Here is a 24,128-nt window from a genome sequence, read left to right as displayed (position 1 = left end):
CCAAAGTCTGGCGATATCAGCTACGTCCTTGCGCGACGGTCCAATGGGGATGCGGCCGTTAGGTCAGCTGGGCTAGCATCATCGTGGCCAAGCCCAGCACCAAAAAGAAACCGCACATGTCGGTGACCGTGGTCAGCAACGGGCCACTGGCCACGGCCGGGTCGAAGCCGAAGCGTTTCAGGACCATCGGGACGGTACCGCCGATCGAGACGGCGATGATCGTATTGGCGAACAGAGCTACCCCCACGACGACCCCCAGATACGGATTGCCCTTGAATACCACGGCGACCGCCGCGACCAGGGCCCCGAGGGCCGTTCCGTTGATCAGCCCCACGCTTAACTCCTGCCCCCAGACGCGCAGCAGCTCCGCCGGACGAATCAAGCCCATCGACAGCTCGCGCATGGTCACGGCGACCGCTTGATTGCCACTGCAGCCGCTCATGTCGCTGATGATCGGCAGGAACACGGCCAGGGCGATCACCGCTTGCAGGGTATCCTGGAACAGCGCAATCACGGCTGCGGCGCCGATATTCAGTAGGACGTTGATGCTGAGCCAGCTGAGTCGCCGGCGAGCTCGCAGCCAGACCGGCATCGTCCGCAGTTCCTCGCCGCCGACGATCCCCTGACTTTTCAAATAATCGCTCTCGGCCGCTCGCACCGACTCGTGATCCACCGCCTCGCGGTGGACGACGCCTTTGAGTATGCCGCGGCTGTCGACCACTGGCACGCCCAGAAACGCGTGCGTGTCGAAGAACTCGACCAGTTCCTCCAGGGGCGCCGTTTCGGGCAGGGCCAAGGGATCGGCGATCATCACGTCCCGGACGGCGGCCGAACGGTTGACGAACAACAGGTTGCGCATCGGCAGGACACCGATCAGCCGGCCGGTGCCATCGCAAACATAGCCGTACCAGACATCCAGATCGCGGTACTCTTCCTCGTTGGCAAGCAGTTGCTCGATGACCTCGGCGACGGTCATCTGGACGTCAAAGCGAAGCACTTCGCGGATCATCAAGCCGCCGGCCACGTCGTCGGCGAATGAAGTCAGCTCGCGAACGGCCAGAGCTTCGTCCTGCGGCAAAGCATCCAGGATCGCTTCGGCCTGTTCGGCCGAGAGGTCGCCCAGCACATCGGCCTGATCATCGCTGGGCAGGCTGTGAACAATCGCCGCGGCCGTGCTGGCCTCGAGCGTCCCGATCACGTCCGCAGCCTGGGCTTCATTCAGGTTCTGGATCCATTCGGCCGCTCCGTCCGGCGGCAGGGCTTCGAGCACCTGCTGACGTTGCCGCTCATCCAGTCGGCTCAGCACCAGGGCCTGGTCCGCCGTCGACAGCTCGTCGAGCCGCGAAATCAATTCTTGCGGACGGTTTTCCAGGGACAGCCGCAGCACCTGCTCCCAGGGCCGCTGCGACGCCACAGCGGTTTCCCCAGACGCGGCGTCTTCGGCGGGCGGATCGGATGACATCGTGCATGCTCCAAATGGCTGGGACGCAAATGGCTGGGACGCGAGTAATCGGCACTCACCCTAAAGTTTTCCGCCGGTTCAAGGGAGGGGCAGCAGAACAGTGAACTCGGTGCCCTCGCCGTCGCTGCGAAAAAGAGATGCTGCCGTCGTGCTGACGAACGATCTTGTCGCACAGCGCCAGCCCCATGCCGGTTCCATTCGGGCTGGGGATCGGCGAGGGCCGTCGGAGCCTTCCTATCGGCGAGTAGCCACGGAGTGGCTGCTGCACCCGAGCTTCGCACGCCAAACTCTAGCGAGTCCAGCTACGGGGCCCATCTAACATCCATTCCGCTTGTAGGGCGCGAACCTGCCGGATGCTACGATTGTGCGGCGCAGCAGCGGGCTGTTGGCCCCGGGGTCCGGCAGCGACCGAATTATCTCTATCGTATTGGCGTCGCCAGGGAAGGCACGCTGCCGGCTCGCTTCGACAAGCTCCGAAAGATCAAGGCGATGGATTGCCACCCGAACTGCCGCACGGTCGCCCGTCCAACTCCACCGCTGCGGTTGCTCTTGGTGGCAATAGCCGTCTCGCTTTACTCCTTGGACCCGGCCCGCGGGCAGTCGCCAGACATCTTTGTCGATGTCCAAGATCGGCTCCAGCAGATGCAGCAGCAAATCGACCGACTGGAAACAGAGGTTCAGGCGACCCAGCAGTCCCCATCCACGGTGGTCTACTGTCCGCCGCCGAAGAAGGAGCCCGAGTATCCGACGGTTCGGATCACCGGGCTGATCCAAGCCGACGTGGCTTGGTTTCATCAGGACGCGGCCAACCGCAACGCGATCGTGAACGGGTCGCCCCTGGGAGACATCCAGGACGGGATTGACATCCGCCGAGCTCGCATCGGCGCCACCGGGCGAGCCTGGGACAACGTGCGGTACCTTCTGGAGATGGACTTTGGGCTCGGTGGCCGGCCGACCTTTATGGATAACTGGTTGGACATCGACCAGGTGGTCGGTTCCAGTAACCTGCGCGTGGGATACTTTCGGCAACCGTTCGGGATGGACGGGCAAACCAGTATCAAGGAACTGCGTTTCCTGGAGCGTGCCCTGCCCTTTGCCATCCTGCCGTTTCGGCAGACGGGGTTGATGCTGTACGGCAGCAGCGACGAGGAAGTCGGCACCTGGGCCGTGTCCGCCTTTCGCTTTCCCACCGGCCCCTACGCCGGCAACATCGGCGACAACGGCGGCTACGGCTTGGCCGCTCGCGGGACCACGCTGCTGATCAACCACGGCGACGGCCAAGGCGTCCTGCACCTGGGCGGCGGCTACAGCTACATCGATCCAGCCAACGACGCGGTCCGCTATCGCAGCCAACCCGAGATCTCGGTCAGCGAATCCGGCAGCGCCGTGCCACTTGGCGTGCCCAGCACGGTTCCCGTCTTTGTCGACACGGGCGTCGTCCCCACGGCCGACATCAACCAGTTCAACGTCGAACTGGCCGCCTCGCACGGAGCGTGGTACGCCCAGTCGGAAATGTTCTACAGCGTGATCGACCAATTAGCCGGCCCCACGGTGACCCTGCCCTCGGGATATGCTCAAGTCGCCTACACCCTGACCGGCGAACACCACCCCTACAAGACCGACAAGGGTGTCTTCGGACGCGTCCGCCCGCAGCGCAGCGTCGGCAAAGAGGGAGGCATCGGCGCCTGGGAACTGGCCGCACGCTGGTCCTACCTGGACCTGACCGACCAGAACATCCGCGGCGGACGGCTGAACAACGTCACGCTGGGCGTGAACTGGTACCTGAATCCCTACACCAAGTTCCAGTTCAACTACATCCGCGCCGCCCTCGACGATCCCACCGGCACCCATAGCGTTGCGGACATCACGGCGCTGCGGGCCCAAGTGGATTTCTGAGCCACGCGTTACCTGGAATCAGGCGTCCGCGGCGGCTTGCTTGTGTTCCATCAGGCGTTGGTTGTAGGCGGCGATGGTTTCTTTTCGGCGCAGCATCCCGATCAACTGGCGGGGTTTTTCGGGATCGATCACCGGCAGCTCGTCGACGTTCAGCGAAGTGAACCGTTTGAGCGCCGTATTGAGGTCGTCCTCGGGAGCGACGCTGACGAAGGGGCTGGTCATCACGTCCCCGGCGACCGCCAGCCGCCAGATCGCGTCGTTGTAGAGGTAGGAGCGAACGTCGTCGTCGGTAAAGATGCCCACCATGTTCTGTTGGCGGTCGACCACCGGAAAGTAGTGCTGTTGGTTCTCGGCCAACAGATGCACGATCTCGTCCAGCGTCATCGATTCATCGATCAACAGCGTGTGCTGGGCGCTCTGGCACACGTCGCGGACCCGGAGCCCTTCGAGGACATCCACCAGGAAGTCGCCGCGGTGGGCTTTGGAATCCATCCGCGTCGGCACCTGCATGCGATACAGTTTCCAGCGGTTGCAGGTGATGAACGTCAACGTGCTGACCAACATCGTGGGCACCAACAGCCCGAAGTCGCCGGTCAGTGCACGGACCATGATGATCGTCGAAATCGGCGCCCGGGCGACTCCGGCAAAGAAGCCGGCCATGCCGACCACGGCAAACGCCTCGGGCTCGATCGCCAGCGCCGGCATCGCCGCTTGAAAGACCAGCCCCACGGCCGCTCCCAAACATCCGCCGATCACCATCGACGGACCGAATACCCCACCGCTGCCTCCCGAACCGATGGTCAGCGACGTGGTCAGAATCTTTGTCAGCGCGATGGCCAACAGCAGCGGAATGCCCAGGCCCGAGGCCGCGTTCAAGGTCTCGTGGAGGGTTCCGTAGCCGATCCCAAGCACGGCCAGAGCTCGCATATCGCCGGCGAAGACGTACCACAAACCGATGCCGACCAACCCGGCCAGCAACGCGCCGATGGCCGGTCGCAGATGCCGCACGACGGGCAGCCGTCCGAACAGTCGCCCGACCAGATCGAAACTGCTGACGTACAGGATGCCTCCGGCGATCAGCACCGCGGCCAGCGCGCTATAGGGCAACAGTTCCACGGGCGAGGAGAACGAGTGGTACAGGTTCTCGCCGAACAGGGGCAAAAATCGCGTCTCGGCCGGCAGCGCCTGGGTGAACACGCTGTAGGCGACGATCGAAGCGGTCGCCGCCGGCACGATCACGTCCGCTTCCAGATCCGCGTCGCTGTACAGGATCTCGCCGGCAAAGATGGCGCCGGCCAGGGGAGCGCGAAAGATCGCGCCGACGCCCGCGCCCATTCCGGCGGCCAACAGGATCCGGCGATCGCGATGCGATAGTTTCAGCCGGGCGCCCAGCCACGACCCGATGCCCGCACCGATCAGCGCGATCGGGCCTTCTTGACCGCCCGAGCCGCCGGTACCGAGGGTCACCGCCGAAGCGACCATTTTCACCAGCGGCACGCGCCCGCGAATATCGCCGCGTCCATTGTGAAACGCATCGATCGCCGTATTTCCCCCGGCACCATCCGCTTCGGGGGCCAGCCAGTAGACCAACGTCCCGGAGACCAGTCCGCCCAGGGTCATCACGACGACGATCATCCAGGGCATCAAGGGCGTCTCGGCCGGCGGGAACAGCGGCTGTTCCCCGGCCGGCATCGGCGGGGTGTATCCGGCAAACTGGGCGAGCGCAAAGCGAATGACCAGTTGGCTGAGCAGGTAAAACGCGATCGCCCCAACCCCGGCCGCGACCCCCACCAACGCGGAATAGAAAAACCACCGCCCCGACGAGCGGATATCCAGAGCATCGATGATGCGATTGATGAACTTCACAGACCCTCTACCAACTCCATACGCCCGCTCTCGTCGCGACCCGACCAACCGTTCCGCAAATGTTCTTACCACACATGCGGAATCGACCATAGCCAGGACAGGCCCAGGCGAGGCCTTATGTTTTCCGCCCACGCATCAACGCGCCACCATCGGACCCTACCCTCGCCATCAATGGACCGTACCCAAGGGGCGGTGCACGGGTTATGGTTGCGGATCTGTGCTCGCTCGTCTCCTCGCCCCCCATCGGTTTGTTTGTTGTGAACGGTTCCTCGTTTGATTTAATTGCCGCCTGTGCGTTTGGACTCGAGGCGGTCGTGCGCCGCGAACTCGAGGGGCTGGGGATCGAAGCTCGGATCGGCAACAGCGGCCGCGTGCACTTTCGCGGCACCGCCGAGACGATCTGCCAAACGAATCTGTGGCTGCGCTGCGCGGATCGCGTGCTGATCCGGGTCGCGGAATTTCCCGCCGGCGACTTCGACGCCCTGTTCGAAACCACCCGCGACATTCACTGGGGCGAACTGCTGCCGGCCGACGCCCGCTTTCCGGTCACCGGCCGCTCGGCCAAGTCGACCCTGACCAGCGTGCCGGCTTGCCAGCGAGCCGTCAAACGCGCGGTCGTCGACGCCCTGCGCCGCGATCACGCCACCGAAACCCTGCCCGAAACCGGCAGCGAGTACAAGCTGGACGTGGCGATCCTGAAGGACGTGGCGACGCTGACGATCGACACCACCGGCCGCAGCCTGCATCGCCGCGGCTATCGCACCCACATCACCGAAGCCCCGCTGAAAGAAACCCTGGCCGCCGCCCTGGTGATGCTCAGTTTCTGGCGGGCCGGCAAACCGTTGCTCGACCCGTTCTGTGGCAGTGGCACGATCCCCATCGAAGCGGCTCGCCTGGGTCGCAACCTGGCTCCGGGCCGCGAGCGAAACTTTGCCTGCGAAGCCTGGCCTGCGTTTCCGGCAGCGCTGTGGCAGGAGGCCCGCGAGCGCGCCGATGCGGCCGCGCTGCCGGCCCTCCAGGAGCGGCTGGTGGGCAGCGACATCGATGGCCGGGCGATCGCCGCAGCGCGCGACAACGCCCTCCGGGCGGGCGTCGCCGAAGACATCCACTTTCAGGTCCAAGCGGTCGACCAGGCATCGAGCAGCCGCCGCTTCGGATGCCTGATCACCAACCCGCCCTACGGCCAACGGATCGGCAGCCAGGATCGCGAACAGGCGCGCCAGCTGGACCACCTGTATCACGCCCTGCCCGACACCCTGCGAGGCTTCACCACCTGGTCGCATTACTTCCTGACCGCCTACCCCGGTTTTGAACGGGTCGTCGGCCGCCGCGCGGACCGCCGCCGCAAACTGTACAACGGCCGGATCGAGTGCACCTACTACCAGTTCCACGGCCCCAAACCGGTGCGCGGTGAACGTCCCGACGCCGCCGCCGAGTTCGACGCCGCCGCCGGGACCAGCCCATCGGCCGGCTCCGACGCTTCCGCCGTTTCTGGTGTCCCGCCCGCCGCCAATCCCTGGGGCCGCTCGGGCGAGCCCGCTCAACCGGACGAGCCCGCTCAACCGGACGAGCCCGCTCAACGGGACGAGCCAGCTCAACGGGAGGCGACGGCCGCAGCGGCCAGCGACCCTGCGGCGGCCAAACCCTACGTGCACGCGGTCGGCCCGGCGGCCTTTGGACATCTGGGCGAGAAGGCTTACGAGCAGGCCGCCCTGTTTACCGCTCGGCTGAAGAAGCGGGCCAAGCATCTTCGCCGCTGGCCCACGCGGCGCGGGATCACCTGCTTTCGGCTGTACGAACGCGACATCCCCGAGATCCCGTTGGTCGTCGATCGCTACGAGGACTACCTGCACATCACCGAATACGAACGGCCCCACGACCGCGATCCCGCTCAACACGCCAATTGGCTGGACCTGATGGCCGACACGGCGGCCGAGGCGCTTGAACTTCCCAAGAACCATGTCTACCTGAAACGTCGCGAGCGCCAGCGTGGCAAGACCCAGCACACAAAAATCGCCAACGAGCATCAGCGGATCGTGGTCGGCGAAGGCGGTTTGAAGTTCATCATCAACCTGACCGACTACGTCGACACGGGCCTGTTCCTCGACCATCGCCAGACCCGCCAGATGGTCCGCGAGGAAGCCGAGGGCAAAGCGTTCCTGAATCTCTTTGCCTACACCGGATCGTTCACCGTGTACGCGGCGGCCGGCGGTGCCCGGCGGACCGTTACCGTGGACCTGTCGCGAAACTACCTCGAGTGGGCCGCCGACAATATGCGGCTGAACGGCTTCGCCGGCGAACAGCACCGCTTCGTCGCTCAGGACGTCGGCAGTTTCATCGCCGAGCATCCGGCGGGCGAAGCCTACGATCTGGTGGTCTACGACCCGCCCACGTTCTCCAACAGCAAACGTACCGAAGAGGATTGGGACGTGCAGCGCGACGCCGTGCCGCTGCTGAATCAATTGCTGCCGTTGGTCCGCAGCGGGGGCGTGATCTACTTTTCCAACAACTTCCGCCGCTTCAAGTTCGATCCCGCTGCGGTGCCCGCCAGCGAGATCCGCGAGATCTCCAAGCAAACCGTTCCGGAGGACTACCGCAACAAGCGGATCCATCGCTGCTGGCGAATCGTCAAGTGAGCGTCGCTTGCTGTGGCATAGGCAACTAAGCACGTCGGCACAAATCTTTCGGCGAAAACCCCAGCGACAACACCTTCCCGCGCAGCGGGCGGGTCGGGCTCGTAGGCCCGGGAAGGGCCTGCGTAGCGTAAAAACCCTCTCCGGGCCTGAGAGCCCGACTCTCCCAGAGGGAGAGTAATACCGAAATACAAGTTGCGACGTGCTTAGCCTGTGATTGCGCCCCACAGGCTAGAAGCCTATGCCACATCCGAGCCCCGAAAAGTTGCCGGTTCTTGCGAAACATGTATATGCTGGTACAAGCCACCCGCTGCGGCGAGCTCGCCGCGTGCTTTTCCCGCCCAGAGACAAAGACCCAATGAGACGACTGTACCGCGACGGTTTGGGGGCCCTGGCACTGGTTTGCTGTGTCTGCACCAGCACCGCCGCTGCCGAAGACTTGATCGAGTTCCTGAACGGATCGACGGCCACCGGCACGGTCAAATCGATTCGCAAGGCGGACCGCGAGTTCGATTTCGAAATGAACGTGGGCGGCCGCACGTTCACCCGGGTGTTCCCGTTCAACAAAGTTCACGCGGTGACCTATCGCGGCAACCGCTTTGAACTGACTCCCAAGGTCGCCGCGGACGCCGCCGCGGAGGGTTCAGAGGGGCGCAGCGAAGCGGAGGTCAAAGCCCTGATCGCGGCCGCCGGCGCCACGCCGCCCGACTGGTTTGAATCGACGCCGCTGGACTACCCGAAAACGCTGGACCTATCCTGGCCGCTGAAACCGCCGACGCCCGGCTGGAAGAGTCACAAGAACATGGGCCAGTACATCTGGTCGGTGATCAACGAGAACCCGCCGCGTTGGCGTTCGGGCATCAAACTGATCCACCACTGCGTCTCGCTGCACCAGGACGATCCGGTGCTCTTGAAACGCGACATGAACGCCTTGGGTTCGGCCTACTTCCGCTTGATGCAGGACTACGCTCGGGCGGCCTTCTGGTACCAGCAGGGCCGACCGGACATGACCACTCGCGATGGCATCCAGTTGGCCGAGTGCTATTGGCGACTGGGCAATCGCGAGATGGCCCTCAAGCGGTTGCGGCGAGGGCCGGTCAACATTGGCGCGATCAAGTTGCTGGGCGACATGGGCGAACTGGCCTGGGCACTGCGGTTGACCGAGCGTTACCAAAACACGAACTTCGACTACCAAGCCAACATCCTGGCGGCGGATGCCCTGCGCGGCGCCGGCCGACTGGATGAAGCTCTCGATTACTACCAACGCGTCCTGGATTCCAAGAACTTTCGCAACGAAGACTACAAGCAACGATTCCTGGCTCGGGCTCGCGAGAGCATGGAAACCATTCGCCTGTACGAACAGGCCGACGTCTCGCAAGTCGCCGACGGCACCTATCGCGGCAGCAGCACGGGATACAACGGCAAGCTGACCGTTGCGGCCACCGTGGCCGACGGGCGACTGGAAGCGGTGAAAGTGGTCGCTCATAAGGAAAAACAATTCTACTCGGCGCTCACCGACACACCGGCTCAGTTGCTCGAGAAACAGAGCGTCCGCGGGATCGACGGCACCACCGGCGCGACGATCACCGCGCAGGCCATCGTCAACGCCACGGCTCAAGCTCTGGCTGAAGGAAACCAATGAGACGTCTGGCTGTTGCGCTCGCCCTGTCGCTGTTGGCCGCGGCGGTCTTGATGGCGGGAGGTTCCGCGATTGCCCAACCCTCGCCGGCGGCTTCCACGTTGCCGTGGTTTGCCGACCTGACGCCCTCGCAACTGCTGCGGGGGACGCTGGCCGGGGTGTTGTTGGTCGTCGCGGCCGCGATGGTGCTGGCTCACTTCGATCGCCGCACGGCCGCCCTGTTCCGCTGGGATTGTTTCCTGCCGGCGATCAAACGTTTGCGTGGCGGCCAGACGGCTTCGCGGTCGGCCCTGGGCCGACTGGTGCGGCGCGTGGTGCCCGGGCGGTTACAGTCGGACTGGACAACCAAACGCCGCGGACCGCTGCGCCGCGGCCTCAGGTGGCTGGGCCTGTCGTGGTCGTCGGCTCCGGTCCGGCGGTTGGTACAGAGCGTCTCGCTGCTGACGTTTCTGATTTTGTTCTTCTATGTTCTGTGGCCCTACGACGCCCGCCCCGCACCACCGGGCGAGCGCAGTGCCGACTGGACGTTTCAAGCCGTCGACCAGGCGAGCGGCGACTTCACGTTTCAGGGACGCACCGCCCTGCCCTGGCAACCGGCCGCTGGCCAGACCGTTTACGTTTCCGAACCGGCCTCGGCGGCCATTCCCGATCCGGTGGTCGAAGCGTTCTCCTTTGTTTCGGCCACCGACGACGAAGTGCGGTTGGCTCCGGCCGAGGACTATGGCGCCGACCTGTTCGACACCTTCATGATGTCGACCGGTACCTGGACGCTCAGCGAGCGAGACCCCCAGCGTTGGCCCAGCCATCTGGCCGACAACGTGGCGGGCAAGCAGTGGATTCCGGCCGAGACGTTTTTGGTGATCGATCCGTTGGTCAGCCTATCCACGGCGATCGCCTCTCGCAGCTGGGTGTGGTCGCTGACCTCGGCCGCGGTCATTCTGTTGATTTGCGTCTTGGTGCCCCGCGGCTTCTGTGGGTACCTGTGCCCGCTGGGTACGACGATCGATCTGTTCGACTGGGCCGTGGGCCGGCGGATCCAACGCTTTCGCGTAGCCGGCGACGGCTGGTGGGTCCACATCAAGTACTACCTGTTGGCAGGCACGCTGCTGTGCGCGGTGTTTGGCGTCTTGGTTTCGGGGTTCGTTGCGGCGATCCCGGTGATCACTCGCGGTATGTTGTTCGTCTTCGATCCGCTGCAAACCGGCATCGCCCGCGGCTGGCACCAGGTGCCGCCGGTAAACCTGGGTCAATGGATTTCGATCGGACTTTTTCTGGCCGTGCTCAGTCTGGGACTGCTGCGTCCGCGGTTTTGGTGCAAGTACGTTTGTCCCAGCGGGGCGGTGTTCTCGCTGGGCAATCTGTTTCGAGTCAGCGAGCGGAAGGTCGAATCGTCCTGCATCCACTGTAATAAATGCGTGGAGATCTGTCCGTTCGATGCGATCAAACCCGACTTCACAACCCGCACCAACGACTGCACGCTGTGCCAATCCTGCGCCGGGGTGTGTCCGACGCACGCGATCAAATTTGTCGACCGCTGGAACGTGGTGGAATTAAAAGCGCCGAACCAGCCGCCGACCGGTGAGACCGCCTTGGGACGACGCGGCTTTCTGTCCTTGGCCGCGGGCACGGCGGCGGCTGTGGGCGGCGCGTCGGTGGCGGTCGGTGTGACCAAGGCTTGGGGTGCGAACGTGGACGACCCCGACGCCTTTCGTCCGGTGCGGCCGCCGGGCAGCGTGCCCGAGAAAGAGTTTCTGGAGATGTGCATCCGCTGTGGCGAGTGTTTCAAAGCCTGTCCGAACCACGTGCTGCAGCCCGAAGGGTTCCAGCAAGGGCTGGAAGGACTGTGGACACCGCTGGTCAACGCGGACTGGGCGGGATGCGAATCCAGCTGCAACGCCTGCGGGCAAGTCTGCCCGACCGGCGCGATCCGCCAGCTGCCGCTGGAAGAGAAGAAAGCGGCCCGGATGGGTTTGGCGATCGTCAACGAGTCGACTTGCCTGCCCTTTGCCGGACGCGGGGAGTGCGACCTGTGTGTGCAGGAATGCAATGCGGCTGGCTATCGAGCGATCGAATTCAAGCAAGTTGGCACCGAGATCGGCGCCGACGGCCAACCCATCGCCGGCACCGGCATGGCCGCCCCGGTCGTGCTGGCCGACAAATGTGTCGGCTGTGGGCTGTGCCAGACGCGCTGCGTGGCGATCAACGTCAAAGCCGAAGGGTTGCTCGACGCCTCGGCGATTGTGATCGAAGCGGGCGAAGGCAAAGAGGACCGCAAGATGAGCGGGTCCTATCGTCGGCAGCCGGAGCCGCAGACGCCCGCCTCGACGTCCAACGACAGTTATTACGTACCGCCGCAAGCCGACCCCGCACCGGCCGCACCAGCCGACCTGCCCGCAGCCCCAATCGAAGACGACAACCCGTTCGGTTTGTAGGCCCCAAGCCCATGGCCGAGCGAGCGTCGGGCCTTTTTAGTCCGAAGGACGACACAGCCCTTGCCGGCGGTGTCACGGCCTGTCCACAGCACCCCAAACAAACAAAAGCCCCGGAGGGGCGATACAGACAGTCTGCACCTGTGCCGCCCTCCGGGCTAAGCATGTTTCTGAGGGCCCGGATCCGGGGACTCACGTCCCCGGCAGGAGCTATGCCGCCCTCCGGGCTAAGAGGAGCGAGGGGGCGAACCGGCCCAAAGTCTGGCGACTTCAGCTACGCGCGCCGCGCTGCAGTCCAAGGTCTGGCGACTTCAGCTACTCTTGCCGCGCTGCAGTCCGAAGGACGACACAGCCCTTGCCGGCGGTGTCAACCGCCGGTGCACGCCCCCGCGAACAAACAAAAGCCCCGGAGGGGCGATACAGACAGTCTGCACCTGTGCCGCCCTCCGGGCTAAGCATGTTTTTGAGGGCCCGGATCCGGGGACTCACGTCCCCGGCAGGGGCTATGCCGCCCTCCGGGCTAAGAGGAGCAAGGGGGCGAACCGGCCCAAAGTCTGGCGACTTCAGCTACGCGCGCCGTGCTGCAGTTTCTACTCCCCTTGATAACGTTTCAGCGCGTCGCTGGCGGGCTGGACGAACCGTGCCGGGCCGGATCGCTTGACTTCCTCGACCGCTTGTTGCTGCAGCTCCACGGCGGCGGCTTGGTCACCCTCGGCGGCTCGCACGGCGGCCAACGCACGCAAGGCCCAGAACGATTCTGGTGGCGCGACCGCGGTGATCGCGGCGGCGTCGGCGGCCGCCCGCTGGATCGCTTCGCCAGCCGATCCGGCGACTTCGGGGTGGGTCGCGAAAAGCAGGGCGCGGTGCGCCCGTGCGTCGGTGAATTTCGGGTCCAAACCGACCGCTCGGTCGAGATGCACCAGGGCGGCCTGCAACTGCCCGGCTTCCATTTGTGCCTGCCCCAGATTGCTCCACAAAAACGCGTTGTCGGCCGTCTCGGGTGCGTCGTCCGCGGCGGCCGTGTAATCGGCGATCGCTCCCGGAAGATCGCCGATCGCGTGCCGCACGACGCCTCGACCGGTTAGAGCTTCGCGGTCATCCGAATCCAGCTGCAGTGCGATCGTGAACGAGTCGCGGGCGGCGTTGAGCTGGCCCAGATCGAATAGCACGCGTCCCATGGCCTTGCGGGCAAAGCCGTCGTGTGTGTCCAGCTCGATCGCTTTCTCCAGCATCTTGCGGGCGTCCTCGGGACGACCGGCTTCGTGAAACAGGACGGCCAAATGTTTGCGGGGGAAGGCGTGCCGAGGGTCCAGCGAGATCGCTTTGTTGTAATCCGCTTGGGCGCGCTGCACCTGTCCGGATTCCGCGTATGCAAAACCGCGCCCCATCCAACCCAGCGGCGACTTCGGCTGCTTGGCGATCGCGGCACTGAACTGACGGATTGCCGCGGCCTGGTCGCCGCTGGCCAGGTAGCCGAAGCCCAACGATTGCAGGAACTCCGCATCACGTCCCGACAACTCAGCGGCCCGCCGCAGGTCGCCCATGGCCTCGGCAACCTTGCCGGTGGCCAGCCGAACGCGGCCGCGGGCCAGATAACCTCGCGGTCCCTGCCGGATTCCCAGGGACTGGGTGAAGAACTGTTCGGCCTGGGCGATCGGGACCACGTTGCCCGCGTCCAGCCAACCCGGTCGGCCACGGCTGACCCAGATCCGGCCCTGATCGACCACCAAAACCTGCAACACCTGGCCGGGCAACAAGCGATCGACCGGCCGGCCCGAGGCGACCAGCGAAGCGTCCTTTTGCACGGCCACCCAGTCACCCACCTCGACGGCTGCCGCCGTGGTTGCGGTCAGGACGATCGCCAGGAAACATCCTCCCAGTGCGGTATTTTGCAAACGCGTCATTTGGCCACCCTTTCCTGCCATGCGTGCGATGTATGAACACTCGGGCCGCCTCACGTCGTTCGACAGCCGCTGGGTTCTATGGTCGTCGGGTGGGTCGACAAATCAAGCTTAGCGGTGGGTTTTCGCCAATAACCCGTTCACTTCGGCTCGCCGCCGCAGCAGCTCTGGATCGGGCCGCGTGTCGTTGATCCGCAGGTCCAACTCCGCCGTGGCGGCTTGCAGCAGCGGGGCCGCCTCCTGATGCCGTCCCGCGATGATCAGCCCTCGGGCTTTGCGAATCTGCCAGCCGCTCTTCAGCCGACTGGCTGCCAGACGATGGTCGATGATGCGATTCGCCTGCCGCAGGCTCGCCTCGGACGCCCGGTCATCCCGCTCGGCCCAAGTTAATAACGCGTCACACAGGGCGGCCTCCAGGACCGGATGCCCCGTCCGCTGCACCGTCGCCCCGAGCCCTTCGACGGCCTCACCGTGGCGGTCCAGCCGCTGCTGTGCTTCGGCTCGCCACAGCACCCACTGGACGTGATCGGGCTGGATCTGCAGCGCGGCCTCGAAAGCGGTGGCGGCCTCGAGCGGTTGTTGGAGGTGCCGGTACAGCTGGCCGCGGACCGCCAGTGTGGCCGCTCGCACGCCCGCGTCCCGGCTGGAAAGCAACGCTTCGCTGCGCTCGAGCAGTCCCGCGGCCATCGTCCGCATGCCGGCTCGATCCCCGGCGGCGACCAGAACCCTTTCGAACTGCTTCAGCCGAATCCGCAACAGCTCCAGCCGAATCAGCTCCGCCTCCGGCTCCAGCTCTAAAGCCCGCTTCAGCTCGGCGGCCGCCGACTGGTACTGCCGCTGCGAACGATAGATACTCGCCCGGCGGAACAACACGTCGGCCGATACACCCTGCTGGTCCATCTGGCGGTTCAAACGCTCCAGCACCCGCTCGGGCCCTTCGTGTGCAGCAGCCGATCCGGCACCGCCCAGCAGACACAGCCCCGCGACAACCGCGAGATGTCGCATCGCAAAACGGCAAAAAGGTTTGTCGACAAAGCTCATTCTTTCGGCACGGCCAACAGGTACGGGTCGATCGTCAAATCGCTGCTGCCCCGGCTCGTGTTATGCCCTTCGATCGAAAGGATATTATCGTCGTCGACCAACAACTCGGTCGCCCCGGGCAGCGGAAAGTACTCGTACGGTCCGGCTTCGTGACTGTCCACATCGCCGGCCGAAGCGCCGCGGCCTTCGCCCACACCGACTCGCAGCACTTCCTGGCCGTTGAGGTAAGCGATGAAGCCGTCGTCGTAGCTGATCGCCAATCCCAGTTCGGCGATGTTCTCTTTCTGTCCCGGTGCCAGTTCGAACTCGGTGCGCGCGTACACGACCGTGTAGTTGCCCCGCATGTCCTTCAGCTCGGTGATGTCGTCGTTGTCGCCATAGCCGATACTCACTCGGCCGACTTTCCAGCCATCTTTGGCTTCGGGAATCGCATCGATGGCCGTCCAGTTATCGGCGGGGTGCTTTCCCGCCAGGTACTCCCACTGGGCATTGGGCGGAATCAACGTGTCCGATTTGGGCGGAAACGGCGTGGCGTCGCTGTAGCCGCGCGGCCGCTTGTCGACCGACACGCTATAAGGCGGCAGGGTGCGGGGCGACGCGACGATTTTCGGTTCGACGGTGCCGCGTTTGACGATCGAAAACAGGTCTCGCTGTTGGCCCGCGCTGTCGACCATGATGCCGGTCAGGGTATCGCCCTGGACATCGACCAGCGTGGAACCGTTCTCGACGATCACCCGTTTCATCACCGGCGACGTGCCCCGCCGAGATACGCGTGCCCCGCCATGGCCGGCGACCACCTGCACGGTTCCCTGATGAGGATGCAGACCCTGGCTTTTGCGATACGCTCCGTCGCCCTGCGGGTCGCCGTCGCCGTCATCCAGCACGACGCCCTCGGCCGTGGTCGGCGTCTGATACGCCCCGTCGATCAACATCGAACGTTCGTAGATGTGCGAGTGACCGGTCAGCACCAGATCGACGCCGCCGGCTTCCAACACCGGCATGATCAACTCGCGCATCTCAATCAGATGCTGTTCCTTGTCGCTGTCGTGCGATCCCTTGGTGTAGGGCGGATGATGCCAGAAGGCGACGATCCAGTCCTGCTGGGTCGCTTCCAAGTCGGCTCGCAACCACTGCGACATCACTCCGGCCGGCGTCCGGTCCAGATCGTGCGAGTCCAAACAGATAAAGTGGATATTGGCGTAGTCGAACGAGTAGTAGGCTTCGCTGCCGGACGCCAAACCGCCGGCTTCGGCCCGCCGAGGACAGCGGTAGGCGTCGTAGTAGGGCCCCACGCCCAACATGCCCTTGGACGTTTTGCCTTCGTGATTGCCCATGGCCGCCCAGCAGACGGTCTGCTGCAGCGTCGGCTGATAGACTTCGAAAAACTTCTTTTGGAACTCGTCGTCGGTCCCCGACGGATAAGCCATATCGCCGACGTGCAGGAACAGGTCCAGCGGTTTCTGCTGGCGATCCACAAACGATTGCATGGCCCGGTAGACGGAACGTTGGCGCGAGTCGCCGGTGCCGGAATCGCCGACGACCCAGATCCGCACCGGCTGCGCAGTGCCGACCTGCGGATGCGTTCGAAAGAAGAACTTCTCGCCACCGGCCAACAGTTGGTCGCCGGCGTAGACGGCATAGTAGTAGCGAGTATCGGGCTGCAAGCCATCCACGACCGCTTCGTACTGAACGGTTCCGGCCGGTGCCGAGTGCAGCGGCGGCCCGCCGACCGCGCCGGCGGAATCAGCCGACGCTTCCTCCTGCTCGGTCGTCCGCACCTCGATCGAGGACATCGCAACGGTTTGGTCCAGTTGATCGGGCCGGCGTCCGACGACAACTCGCGGCGATGCCGTACCGATGGTCCGCCACAGGATCGAAATCGACTGCGGCGTGGACAACTGCAGGTAGGGTCCGCGGGCCAGCCGCACCGAGCCGGCCGCCGAACTTTCCGCGGCGTTTGCGGCTCCGGTTTGCTGGGCCGTCGCCGGTAGTGTGGAGGCGTACCCAATCGCCAGACCGATCAAGCCGATCCCGATAGCGAGCACACCGAATCCGCGCCCGCGCAAGCTCACCGTGGCATCGTCGCGGTTCGTGATTGTTGATTGCATTGTTGGTGGTTTCCTACACAGGCCAGAGGATCGTCTTCGGTGACGCCCCATGATAGCCCGACCGCGGCCGGCAATCATCCTTGACTCAATCTCGCAGCTCTCTCGGTCGCTCCGCAGCCTCCAGCCCTGTGGTACAATTTCAATAGCCGGCCCTTCGAAGGAGCTTGCCATGATTCCCGACGATATCGATCCCGTAACCGCCAGCTACCATCGCTGTATGCACGGCGACGGTTTCCTGGACACGTTCTACAACGGCTTCCTCAGCAGCTCGCCCGCGGTCCGCGACAAGTTCGCGCACACGGATTTTGCGCATCAGAAACTCGCCCTCCGGGAGTCGCTGTTGATGATGATCATGCTCAGCCTGGGTAACGAAGGCGTCCGCGGCGAACTGCGAAAGCTGGCTCGGCGACACGACCGGAAGCATGTCGACGTCGCGCCGCCGCTGTACGCCCTCTGGCTCGATGCCCTTTGCCAGGCGGTACGAGAGCACGACCCGGAATACACGGCGGAAACCGAACAGCAGTGGCGAGCGGCGATGCAGCCCGGCATCGACCTATTGGTAGCCGCCTACTGATGGCGGCCATCCACCCACGGTCCGTACCGACGATCCGCTTGCCGAGGCCGCAGCCATGAACCCTCTGAGAATGCAGCCGACCTTTACGATCGACCTGCCGCTGGACGCCCCGCAGGCGGCGGCACGGTTGCGGACGGCCGCGCGTAGCGATGAACTTTGCGCGCACGTGATGGCCGTTGGCACGTGTTTGGAATTCCCGGTCGTGGCGACGGAGCAACGGTTTTGGTCACCCCGACTTTCCGTCCAAGTGGAACCCCATGGCGACGGCAGTCGCCTGCACGCTCGCTACAGCCCACGGCCGGAAATCTGGACGATGTTCATGGCGATCTACGGCGTGATGCTGATCCTGATGTTCGCCGCGACCATCTACGGCTACGTCCAGTGGATGTTTGGCCGCAGCCCGTGGGGTTTGTTGGCACTGCCGGCCGGTGCCTCGATCATCTTCGGACTGCACCTCGCCAGCCTGGTGGGCCAGAGTTGGAGCGTCGACCAAATGCAACAACTTCGCGAGCGACTGGACCGAGCCATCGAACTGGCGTTTGCGGCCCCCATGCCTTGCCAAGCCCAGGCGCGGTCCACAACGAGCGATGCCGAGAGTCTGACTCACACCGCGGGCTCTGATATGCTTTGAGGAACAGCACAGCCCGACGGGGCCGTGTTCCGCACCCTGCCATTTCCATAGAAAGAAGGACCGTCGTGCACATCCTAGCCGCATACGATGGATCGCCATATTCCGACTATGCGATCGAAGCCTTGAGGCGTCTGCCGCATCGCGAACGCGTCGATCTGTCACTGGTCACGGTGACCGTCTTTTCGTCGATGGCCGCTTGGGTCGCGACCAACCACGCTCAGTACGGCACCCAACTGATCGAACCGCAACGAGCCGCGGACGGTCGCCGCTTGGAAAAGATTGCGGACAAGGTCCGGGCGGATTTTCGTAGCGTCCGCACCCACCTTCTCAATGGTGCACCCGGCGTGGAAATCGTCAAATTTGCCAGCGAACATCCTCCGGATTTAGTCATCTGCGGGGCGATCGGCCGGTCGGCTATCGCCCGCGTCCTGTTGGGCAGCGTCTCCGATTACGTCGCCACCAGCGCCGACTGCTCGGTGCTGGTGGTCCGCCCGCCCGAAGACTTCTCGAGCGTCGCAGCGTCACCCGAAGCTCAGCCGCCCAGCCCGATGCTGCCCCAGCGCGTGCTGGTCGGGATCGGCAATGCCGAGACCGACGGCCGCCTGACCGATTGGATCGAACGGTTGCGGCTGGCCCCGGAAACCCAAGTCGACTTGGTATACGTCATGGAAAAGCGACCGGAGTACGAACTGGATCTGTTGCGCAGCGCCTCCGCCTACTGGAAAGAGGTCCGTAGCGTGGCCGCCGAGCACATTGAAACGGTGACCGAGACGCTGACGGCGGCCGGTCACCGCGTCGAAGCGGAACTGGTCGAAGCGCCGCATATCGGGGCGGCCTTGGCGGAGCACGCTCGGAAGCAGGCCACGGACTTGATCATTGTGGGCGACCAGCGCCAGAGCATGGTCCAGCGAGTCCTGCTGGGCAGCACCTCGCGACACGTCCTCCGGCACGGCCCCTGCAGCGTCCTGATCGCCCGCTGATGCGTTGGCCTTCAACGCCGCCGTCCCGTTCCTTTTCGGAATGTGAGGCCAAAAAGAAACGGGGCCTTCGCGGCTGGCGCGAAAACCCCGTTTTTTGCTAGTGCGGATGAGAGGACTTGAACCTCCACGCCCGTAAAGGGCACTAGAACCTGAATCTAGCGCGTCTGCCAATTCCGCCACATCCGCTTGTGTTGTGGTACGGCTAAGAAATTAACGATCCTCAGGGTTTGTGACAAGTGCCCTTTTGCCTGGGTTCGGTTAAGTTTTCCCTGCCCTTCCCGACCCTAGTACCGCGGCACGTCCGCGTCGATCTCCTGACTCCACTGATCGATGCCCCCGGTCATGTTCTGCGCCTGCTCGAAACCGCTGCTCCGCATCAGGTTGACGACCTGCAAGGACCGAGCTCCGTGGTGGCAGTACACGACCACCCGCTGGCCCTGGTGCGGCTGCAACTCCCCGGCCCGCGCCTGCAGCTCGCTCAGCGGCAGCAGCTCGGCACCCTCGATCCGTGCCGTCTCCCACTCGTCCTGCTCGCGAACGTCCAATAGCACGAAGGGCTCGCCGGAGCGGCGCAGTTGCGCGACCTGATGGACATCGATCTCGATGGGCAGCGGTTCAGCGGCGTTCATGAGGGGTTCCGCAAGAGAGGTAAATCAAAGAAGACGCCAGACTTTGGGACCACTAATCCGCACTAATCGCACACTAAGCACGTCGCAACCTTTAATTCGGCATCACTCTCCCGCTGCGCGGGAGGGTGTTGTCGCGGGGTTTCACCGAAAGATTCATGCCGACGTGCTTAATCCCAACAGCCGACTCGGATTAGTGGAGATTAGTGGTCAAACATTCTGCTCAGCGCCCGCGCGCCCAAACTCTGGCGAGTTCGGCTACGGGGGTGCCGCGATTCACAGGCTGGAAGCCTATGCCACTGTTGTCCCAAACTCTGGCGAGTTCGGCTACGGGGGTGCCGCGACTCACAGGCTGGAAGCCTATGCCACTGTTGTCCCAAACTCTGGCGAGTTCGGCTACGGGGGTGCCGCGATTCACAGGCTGGAAGCCTATGCCACTGTTGTCCCAAACTCTGGCGAGTTCGGCTACGTGTTTGGTGCGGGTTAGGCTTCGCGGGGTTGGCGATTGGTGGGGCGGAGGATGCGGATCCGGTGCACGGCCGGAGAATTCAACGAAGGAGCTTCCAAGTCGTCCAGGTCGCTGGGCGAAGCGCTGTCGCCCCCGTTGCCACTGGGCTGGTCCTCACCGGCACCGTTATCCGGACCCTGCAGCGATGCCTCGCCCGCGTCCTCGGTAACTTCGCTGACGGCACTGTCTGCCGACTCGCTGGGCTCCTCGGCCGGGGCATCGAAGATGGCGTCGTTGCCGTCGTCCTGCTGATCCGAATCCTGTTCATCGGCCGAACCGATGTCGACCGACTTCAGCTGAGTCTCGGGCTTGAACGATTCGGTCGTGGCCGGTGGCTGGACGATGCTGTCGCCGAAGGACGAGTGACCCTGCATGATCGGAGCGGCAAACGGATCGCTGTAACCAAACGGGATCCGCTGGACGACCTGCTTGGGCACCATCCGCTGCTCTTCGACACGCACCCATACCGGAACCTGCTTGGGCACCTGGACCTTCTTCACCACCCGCTCGTACTCGTAGTACGGCACCTCGACGTTCTGCGTGGAGGTCTCGTAAACGGTTTCTTGCGTCGTCACGGGAACCTTGCGGACTTTCTCTTCGGTGACCCAGCGATACTTTTGCTCGGGAACCTTGCGGGTCAGCGTTTCGGTGACGGGCTTTTGAACCTGATAGGGAATCTTGCGGACCTCGGTGACCGGTTGGTAGCGAGTCACTTCGACGGGCACCTTGCGGGTCAGCACTTCGGTTTCCATCCGCTGGACCTGCACGGGAACCTTTTGCGTGACCATCTCGGTCTGCATCCGCTGGACCTGTACGGGCACCTGTTGCTGGATGGTCTGCGGCACGTAGGAGGTTTCCGCGACCTGCTGGGTCACGTAATTGGGCCGGTACGCCAACTGGGTCTGCACCGTGGGCGGGGTGACCTGCGGCACCAGGACGGGCCCGCCGGCGACGCGCCGCGCAAACAAACCGAACGGACCGGGACGATAAACGTCGGGCTGGTACCCAACGCCGTACTGCAAGGCCCCGGGTTGGACGACCTGCTGCTGGACGTAGCCGCCCTGGTCGACGACCTGCGGACGATACGTTGTTACGGGCCGCAGGGCGGTGACCTGCTGGGTTTGATACTGGGTCTCGGTGACCGGACGCTGGACCATGTACTGTTGGTCGCGGTACTGGGTTTCGACCACGGGCCGCTGGACACTGTACTGTTCTTCGCGATACTGCGTCTCGGTGACGGGCCGGTAACTGGTGACCTGCTCTTCACGCTCGGCCGTCTCGGTCACATAGCGCGTCTGTGTAACCGTTTCGTCGCGATAACTGGTTTCCAGAACCGGCCGCTGGACGTAGTAACGTTCTTCGCGGTAGGTGGTTTTGGTGATCGGTTTGGCGACGCGGTGCGTTCGCTGCTCGGTGCGTTTTTTCAGGACCGGTCGATAACTGACCACTTCCTGTTCCTCGTACTGCGTTTGATACTCCAGGCGATACCGAGCCACCGTCTGCGGCTCGAGCACGGTTTCGCACTGCAGGTTATAAGCCGGCTGAAAACAACAGGCGTCTTGAGCGTTAGCGTGACCGCTGGAGGTACCGGCCGCGATCACGGACGCCACAGCCAACGGCAACACTCGCAGAGATCGATATTCCATGGATTGTCTCACTGTGTATTCTCGCATTCGATTTCTAATCCGTCCGCCACGGGTCCCGCCGGTCCGCCTCCGATCCGTTTCCGCTTTCCGGGCCGTGGTCTGCAAACGCCGCGGTACCTACTAAGTTTGGTTACCCGGCGACACTTATGCAAATCCATGCATACCCCGTACCGCTCTCCAACTAATGTAGCTTCAAGCGCTTAGGGAAAATTGAAAAAAACCTAGTAAAAACGGCACTTTCGCAAGCCCACCCCCGGCAAGCTTGCCCCATCTTCCCGGCCCTGTTTAATCGACGCTACAACCGTTGCCTTTCCACAACACCCACTGCCCCTGCCCTCCCCCGTCCTTATGCCTCACCTGTTGCGTCACACCCTGGAGAAACCGGCCGAGAACCTGGCCCTGGACGAGGCTTTATTGATGACGGCCGAAGCCGATGAGGGTCCGCCCGTGCTGCGGCTGTGGCAGTTCCGGACGCCCACGGTCATTCTGGGACGCGGCTCGCGCATCGCCGATGAAGTCGACCTGACGTTCTGCCAACAACACGGCATCCCGGTGCTGCGACGCTGCAGCGGCGGAGCGAGCGTGGTGGGTGGGCCGACGTGTTTGATGTACAGCCTGGTGATCGATCTGCGCGCCCAACCCCAGCTCCGCAAACTCGATAACGTGCACCCCTATGTCATGCAGCGAGTGCTGCTGGCGGTGCAGCGAAGCCTGCCGGAGATCGCGGCGGAGCGGCTGCGGTTTCAAGGTACCTGCGACCTGACGCTGGACGATTGCAAGTTCTCGGGCAACAGCCTGCGGATGGCTCGAAACCATTCGCTGTATCACGGCACGCTGCTACTGGATGCGGACCTGGACCTGGTGGCGGGCTGTCTGGCCACCGCGCCGCGGCAACCCGATTACCGCCAGGGCCGCTCGCACCGCCAGTTCATCACCAATCTACCGGCCTGCCCAGAACGCTTGGCCGAGGAACTGGCCCGCGTGTTCGCCGCCGAAGCACCGCTGGAAACGATTCCCGAGCGGCTGACCGGCGACCTGGCCCGGCAGCGTTACGCGACCGCGGCCTGGACCCATCGCCACTGAAGCGGCGCGATTACTCGTCGCCGATCGTGATCTTGTTGATCTTGTCGCCCTGCTGGATGCTGTCGACCACGTCCTGCCCTTCGATCACGCGGCCGAACACGCTGTGCTTGTTGTCCAGCCACGGCGTTTCAACATGGGTGATGAAGAACTGCGACCCGTTGGTGTTGGGACCGGCGTTGGCCATCGACAGGACGCCCGAGGAATCGTGCTTGAGGTCCGGATGGAACTCGTCTTCAAACTGGTAGCCCGGGCCACCGGTTCCGGTACCCTGCGGGCATCCGCCCTGGACCATGAAGTCCGGAATGACGCGGTGGAAGGTCAGCCCGTCGTAGAAACCGTCCTCGACCAGTTTGACAAAGTTGCCCACAGTCTTGGGCGTCTTGTCGTCGTGCAGTTCGATGCGGATCGTCCCACGCTCGGTATCAAAAGTTGCAACTTTCATGTCAGCAGTACGTACTCGTTAGAGAAAAATAAATTAGGGAAGGCAAGGAGCGGTGCGGCGAGCGTCGTCAGGCGCCGCCGCGTGGCCCGGCCGTCACGCGCGACGGCTACGGCTCGGGAGTCACCGGCTCGGACGCCTGCGGATCAGCTGCTGGCGGCTGGGGCTCCCCCACCTCGATCGTTGGCGTCTCGGACGTGGACTGCTCCAGCGGGTAACTTTCGCCGCCGGTTTCCAAGATGAAATCGCCCATCTGATTGGGGCCGACTTGGGAACCTTTCAGCACTCCGGTGCCCTTGTCGCCGGTGATCGTGAACACCACGGCATCGGAATCGCCGGTTTCCTGCTGATAGCGGCTGGTCTCCATAAAGTCCATCTCCACCGATTCGACCTGGCCGATGTGTTCGACGACCACCGGATCATTGCGGACCTGACTGGCCACTTGGTTGCCCACTTGGTCCAATCCGAACTTGGCCAACAGAAAGCATCCGCCGCAGCACAGCAGCATCACCACGGCCAGACCGCCCAGAATGCCCAACACCCATTTCACCGCACTGGACGAGCCTCCGGAGTCGGGCGGCGGGACGTTGGGGTTGGGGCCAAAGCCATCGGGGTTGGGGCCAAAGCCATCGGACGGTGTGGACATCGAAGCACCTCAGCAGAGAC

General features: G+C 63.9%; 17 protein-coding genes and 1 tRNA gene. 8 read left to right on the top strand and 10 right to left on the bottom strand.

Going from position 1 to position 24,128, the window contains the following annotated elements:
* Nucleotides 1–58: 58 nt before the first annotated feature.
* Nucleotides 59–1,462: a magnesium transporter gene (gene mgtE, locus GE027_RS04645; protein ID WP_153556012.1), complete on the bottom strand. Its 1,404-nt coding sequence runs from the start codon at nucleotides 1,460–1,462 to the stop codon at nucleotides 59–61.
* A 489-nt stretch (nucleotides 1,463–1,951) separates the two neighbouring features.
* Here mgtE and GE027_RS04635 point away from each other — a divergent pair, with 489 nt between their 5' ends.
* Entirely contained in the window at nucleotides 1,952–3,358 is a 1,407-nt protein-coding gene (locus tag GE027_RS04635) for an OprO/OprP family phosphate-selective porin (RefSeq protein WP_153556010.1), read from the top strand.
* An 18-nt stretch (nucleotides 3,359–3,376) separates the two neighbouring features.
* On the opposite strand, the gene GE027_RS04630 is transcribed toward GE027_RS04635, so the two are convergent.
* Nucleotides 3,377–5,224, bottom strand: coding sequence for a chloride channel protein (locus GE027_RS04630; RefSeq protein WP_237607273.1), 1,848 nt, complete (start codon nucleotides 5,222–5,224; stop codon nucleotides 3,377–3,379).
* 257 nt (nucleotides 5,225–5,481) lie between these two features.
* On the opposite strand from GE027_RS04630, the gene rlmKL reads away from it, so the two are divergent.
* The 3 genes from rlmKL (at nucleotide 5,482) to GE027_RS04615 (ending at nucleotide 11,928) form a co-directional block, all read left to right on the top strand.
* A complete protein-coding gene (gene rlmKL, locus GE027_RS04625; protein WP_237607271.1) occupies nucleotides 5,482–7,860 on the top strand; it encodes a bifunctional 23S rRNA (guanine(2069)-N(7))-methyltransferase RlmK/23S rRNA (guanine(2445)-N(2))-methyltransferase RlmL in 2,379 nt (792 codons plus the stop codon).
* A gap of 355 nt (nucleotides 7,861–8,215) precedes the next feature.
* The gene (locus tag GE027_RS04620) at nucleotides 8,216–9,499 is read left to right on the top strand and encodes an FMN-binding protein (protein WP_162006573.1); all 1,284 of its coding nucleotides are present in this window, start codon (nucleotides 8,216–8,218) and stop codon (nucleotides 9,497–9,499) included.
* Nucleotides 9,496–11,928 (top strand): 4Fe-4S binding protein, encoded by a 2,433-nt coding sequence (locus GE027_RS04615; protein WP_237607270.1) that lies wholly within the window; start codon nucleotides 9,496–9,498, stop codon nucleotides 11,926–11,928. The genes GE027_RS04620 and GE027_RS04615 overlap by 4 nt, the downstream gene beginning before the upstream one ends.
* Before the next feature lie 587 nt (nucleotides 11,929–12,515).
* Here the strand turns inward: GE027_RS04615 and GE027_RS04610 are convergent.
* The 3 genes from GE027_RS04610 to GE027_RS04600 form a co-directional block, all read right to left on the bottom strand.
* Nucleotides 12,516–13,829 carry a tetratricopeptide repeat protein gene (locus GE027_RS04610; RefSeq protein WP_153556007.1) on the bottom strand — a complete coding sequence of 438 codons (1,314 nt, stop codon included), beginning with the start codon at nucleotides 13,827–13,829 and terminating at the stop codon, nucleotides 12,516–12,518.
* Between the two features lie 108 nt (nucleotides 13,830–13,937).
* Complete coding sequence (locus GE027_RS04605; protein ID WP_162006572.1) at nucleotides 13,938–14,831, bottom strand: tetratricopeptide repeat protein; 894 nt, start codon at nucleotides 14,829–14,831, stop codon at nucleotides 13,938–13,940.
* Nucleotides 14,832–14,863: 32 nt separating this feature from the next.
* Entirely contained in the window at nucleotides 14,864–16,975 is a 2,112-nt protein-coding gene (locus tag GE027_RS04600; RefSeq protein WP_162006571.1) for a purple acid phosphatase family protein, read from the bottom strand.
* 169 nt (nucleotides 16,976–17,144) lie between these two features.
* Between GE027_RS04600 and GE027_RS04595 the strand changes: the two genes are divergently transcribed.
* The 3 genes from GE027_RS04595 (at nucleotide 17,145) to GE027_RS04585 (ending at nucleotide 19,160) form a co-directional block, all read left to right on the top strand.
* Nucleotides 17,145–17,549, top strand: coding sequence for a globin (locus tag GE027_RS04595; RefSeq protein WP_153556004.1), 405 nt, complete (start codon nucleotides 17,145–17,147; stop codon nucleotides 17,547–17,549).
* 55 nt (nucleotides 17,550–17,604) lie between these two features.
* The gene (locus GE027_RS04590) at nucleotides 17,605–18,180 is read left to right on the top strand and encodes a hypothetical protein (RefSeq protein WP_202617329.1); all 576 of its coding nucleotides are present in this window, start codon (nucleotides 17,605–17,607) and stop codon (nucleotides 18,178–18,180) included.
* Nucleotides 18,181–18,245: 65 nt separating this feature from the next.
* Complete coding sequence (locus GE027_RS04585) at nucleotides 18,246–19,160, top strand: universal stress protein (protein ID WP_162006570.1); 915 nt, start codon at nucleotides 18,246–18,248, stop codon at nucleotides 19,158–19,160.
* A 101-nt stretch (nucleotides 19,161–19,261) separates the two neighbouring features.
* Here GE027_RS04585 and GE027_RS04580 read toward each other — a convergent pair.
* The 3 genes from GE027_RS04580 to GE027_RS04570 form a co-directional block, all read right to left on the bottom strand.
* A tRNA-Leu gene (locus GE027_RS04580) sits at nucleotides 19,262–19,346 on the bottom strand.
* Between the two features lie 98 nt (nucleotides 19,347–19,444).
* Entirely contained in the window at nucleotides 19,445–19,789 is a 345-nt protein-coding gene (locus GE027_RS04575; RefSeq protein ID WP_153556002.1) for a rhodanese-like domain-containing protein, read from the bottom strand.
* A gap of 480 nt (nucleotides 19,790–20,269) precedes the next feature.
* Nucleotides 20,270–21,940, bottom strand: a complete 1,671-nt coding sequence (locus GE027_RS04570) for a hypothetical protein (RefSeq protein ID WP_237607269.1) — start codon at nucleotides 21,938–21,940, stop codon at nucleotides 20,270–20,272.
* A 348-nt stretch (nucleotides 21,941–22,288) separates the two neighbouring features.
* Here GE027_RS04570 and GE027_RS04565 point away from each other — a divergent pair, with 348 nt between their 5' ends.
* A complete protein-coding gene (locus GE027_RS04565; protein WP_153556000.1) occupies nucleotides 22,289–23,023 on the top strand; it encodes a lipoate--protein ligase family protein in 735 nt (244 codons plus the stop codon).
* 10 nt (nucleotides 23,024–23,033) lie between these two features.
* On the opposite strand, the gene GE027_RS04560 is transcribed toward GE027_RS04565, so the two are convergent.
* Both GE027_RS04560 and GE027_RS04555 read right to left on the bottom strand, forming a co-directional pair.
* Nucleotides 23,034–23,465, bottom strand: a complete 432-nt coding sequence (locus GE027_RS04560) for a peptidylprolyl isomerase (protein ID WP_153555999.1) — start codon at nucleotides 23,463–23,465, stop codon at nucleotides 23,034–23,036.
* Nucleotides 23,466–23,571: 106 nt separating this feature from the next.
* The gene (locus GE027_RS04555; RefSeq protein WP_153555998.1) at nucleotides 23,572–24,108 is read right to left on the bottom strand and encodes a hypothetical protein; all 537 of its coding nucleotides are present in this window, start codon (nucleotides 24,106–24,108) and stop codon (nucleotides 23,572–23,574) included.
* Between the last annotated feature and the right edge of the window lie 20 nt (nucleotides 24,109–24,128).

It is taken from the genome of Roseimaritima sediminicola, from assembly GCF_009618275.1.
GTDB lineage: Bacteria > Planctomycetota > Planctomycetia > Pirellulales > Pirellulaceae > Roseimaritima > Roseimaritima sediminicola.
This window is presented reverse-complemented; position numbering and strand designations above follow the sequence as displayed.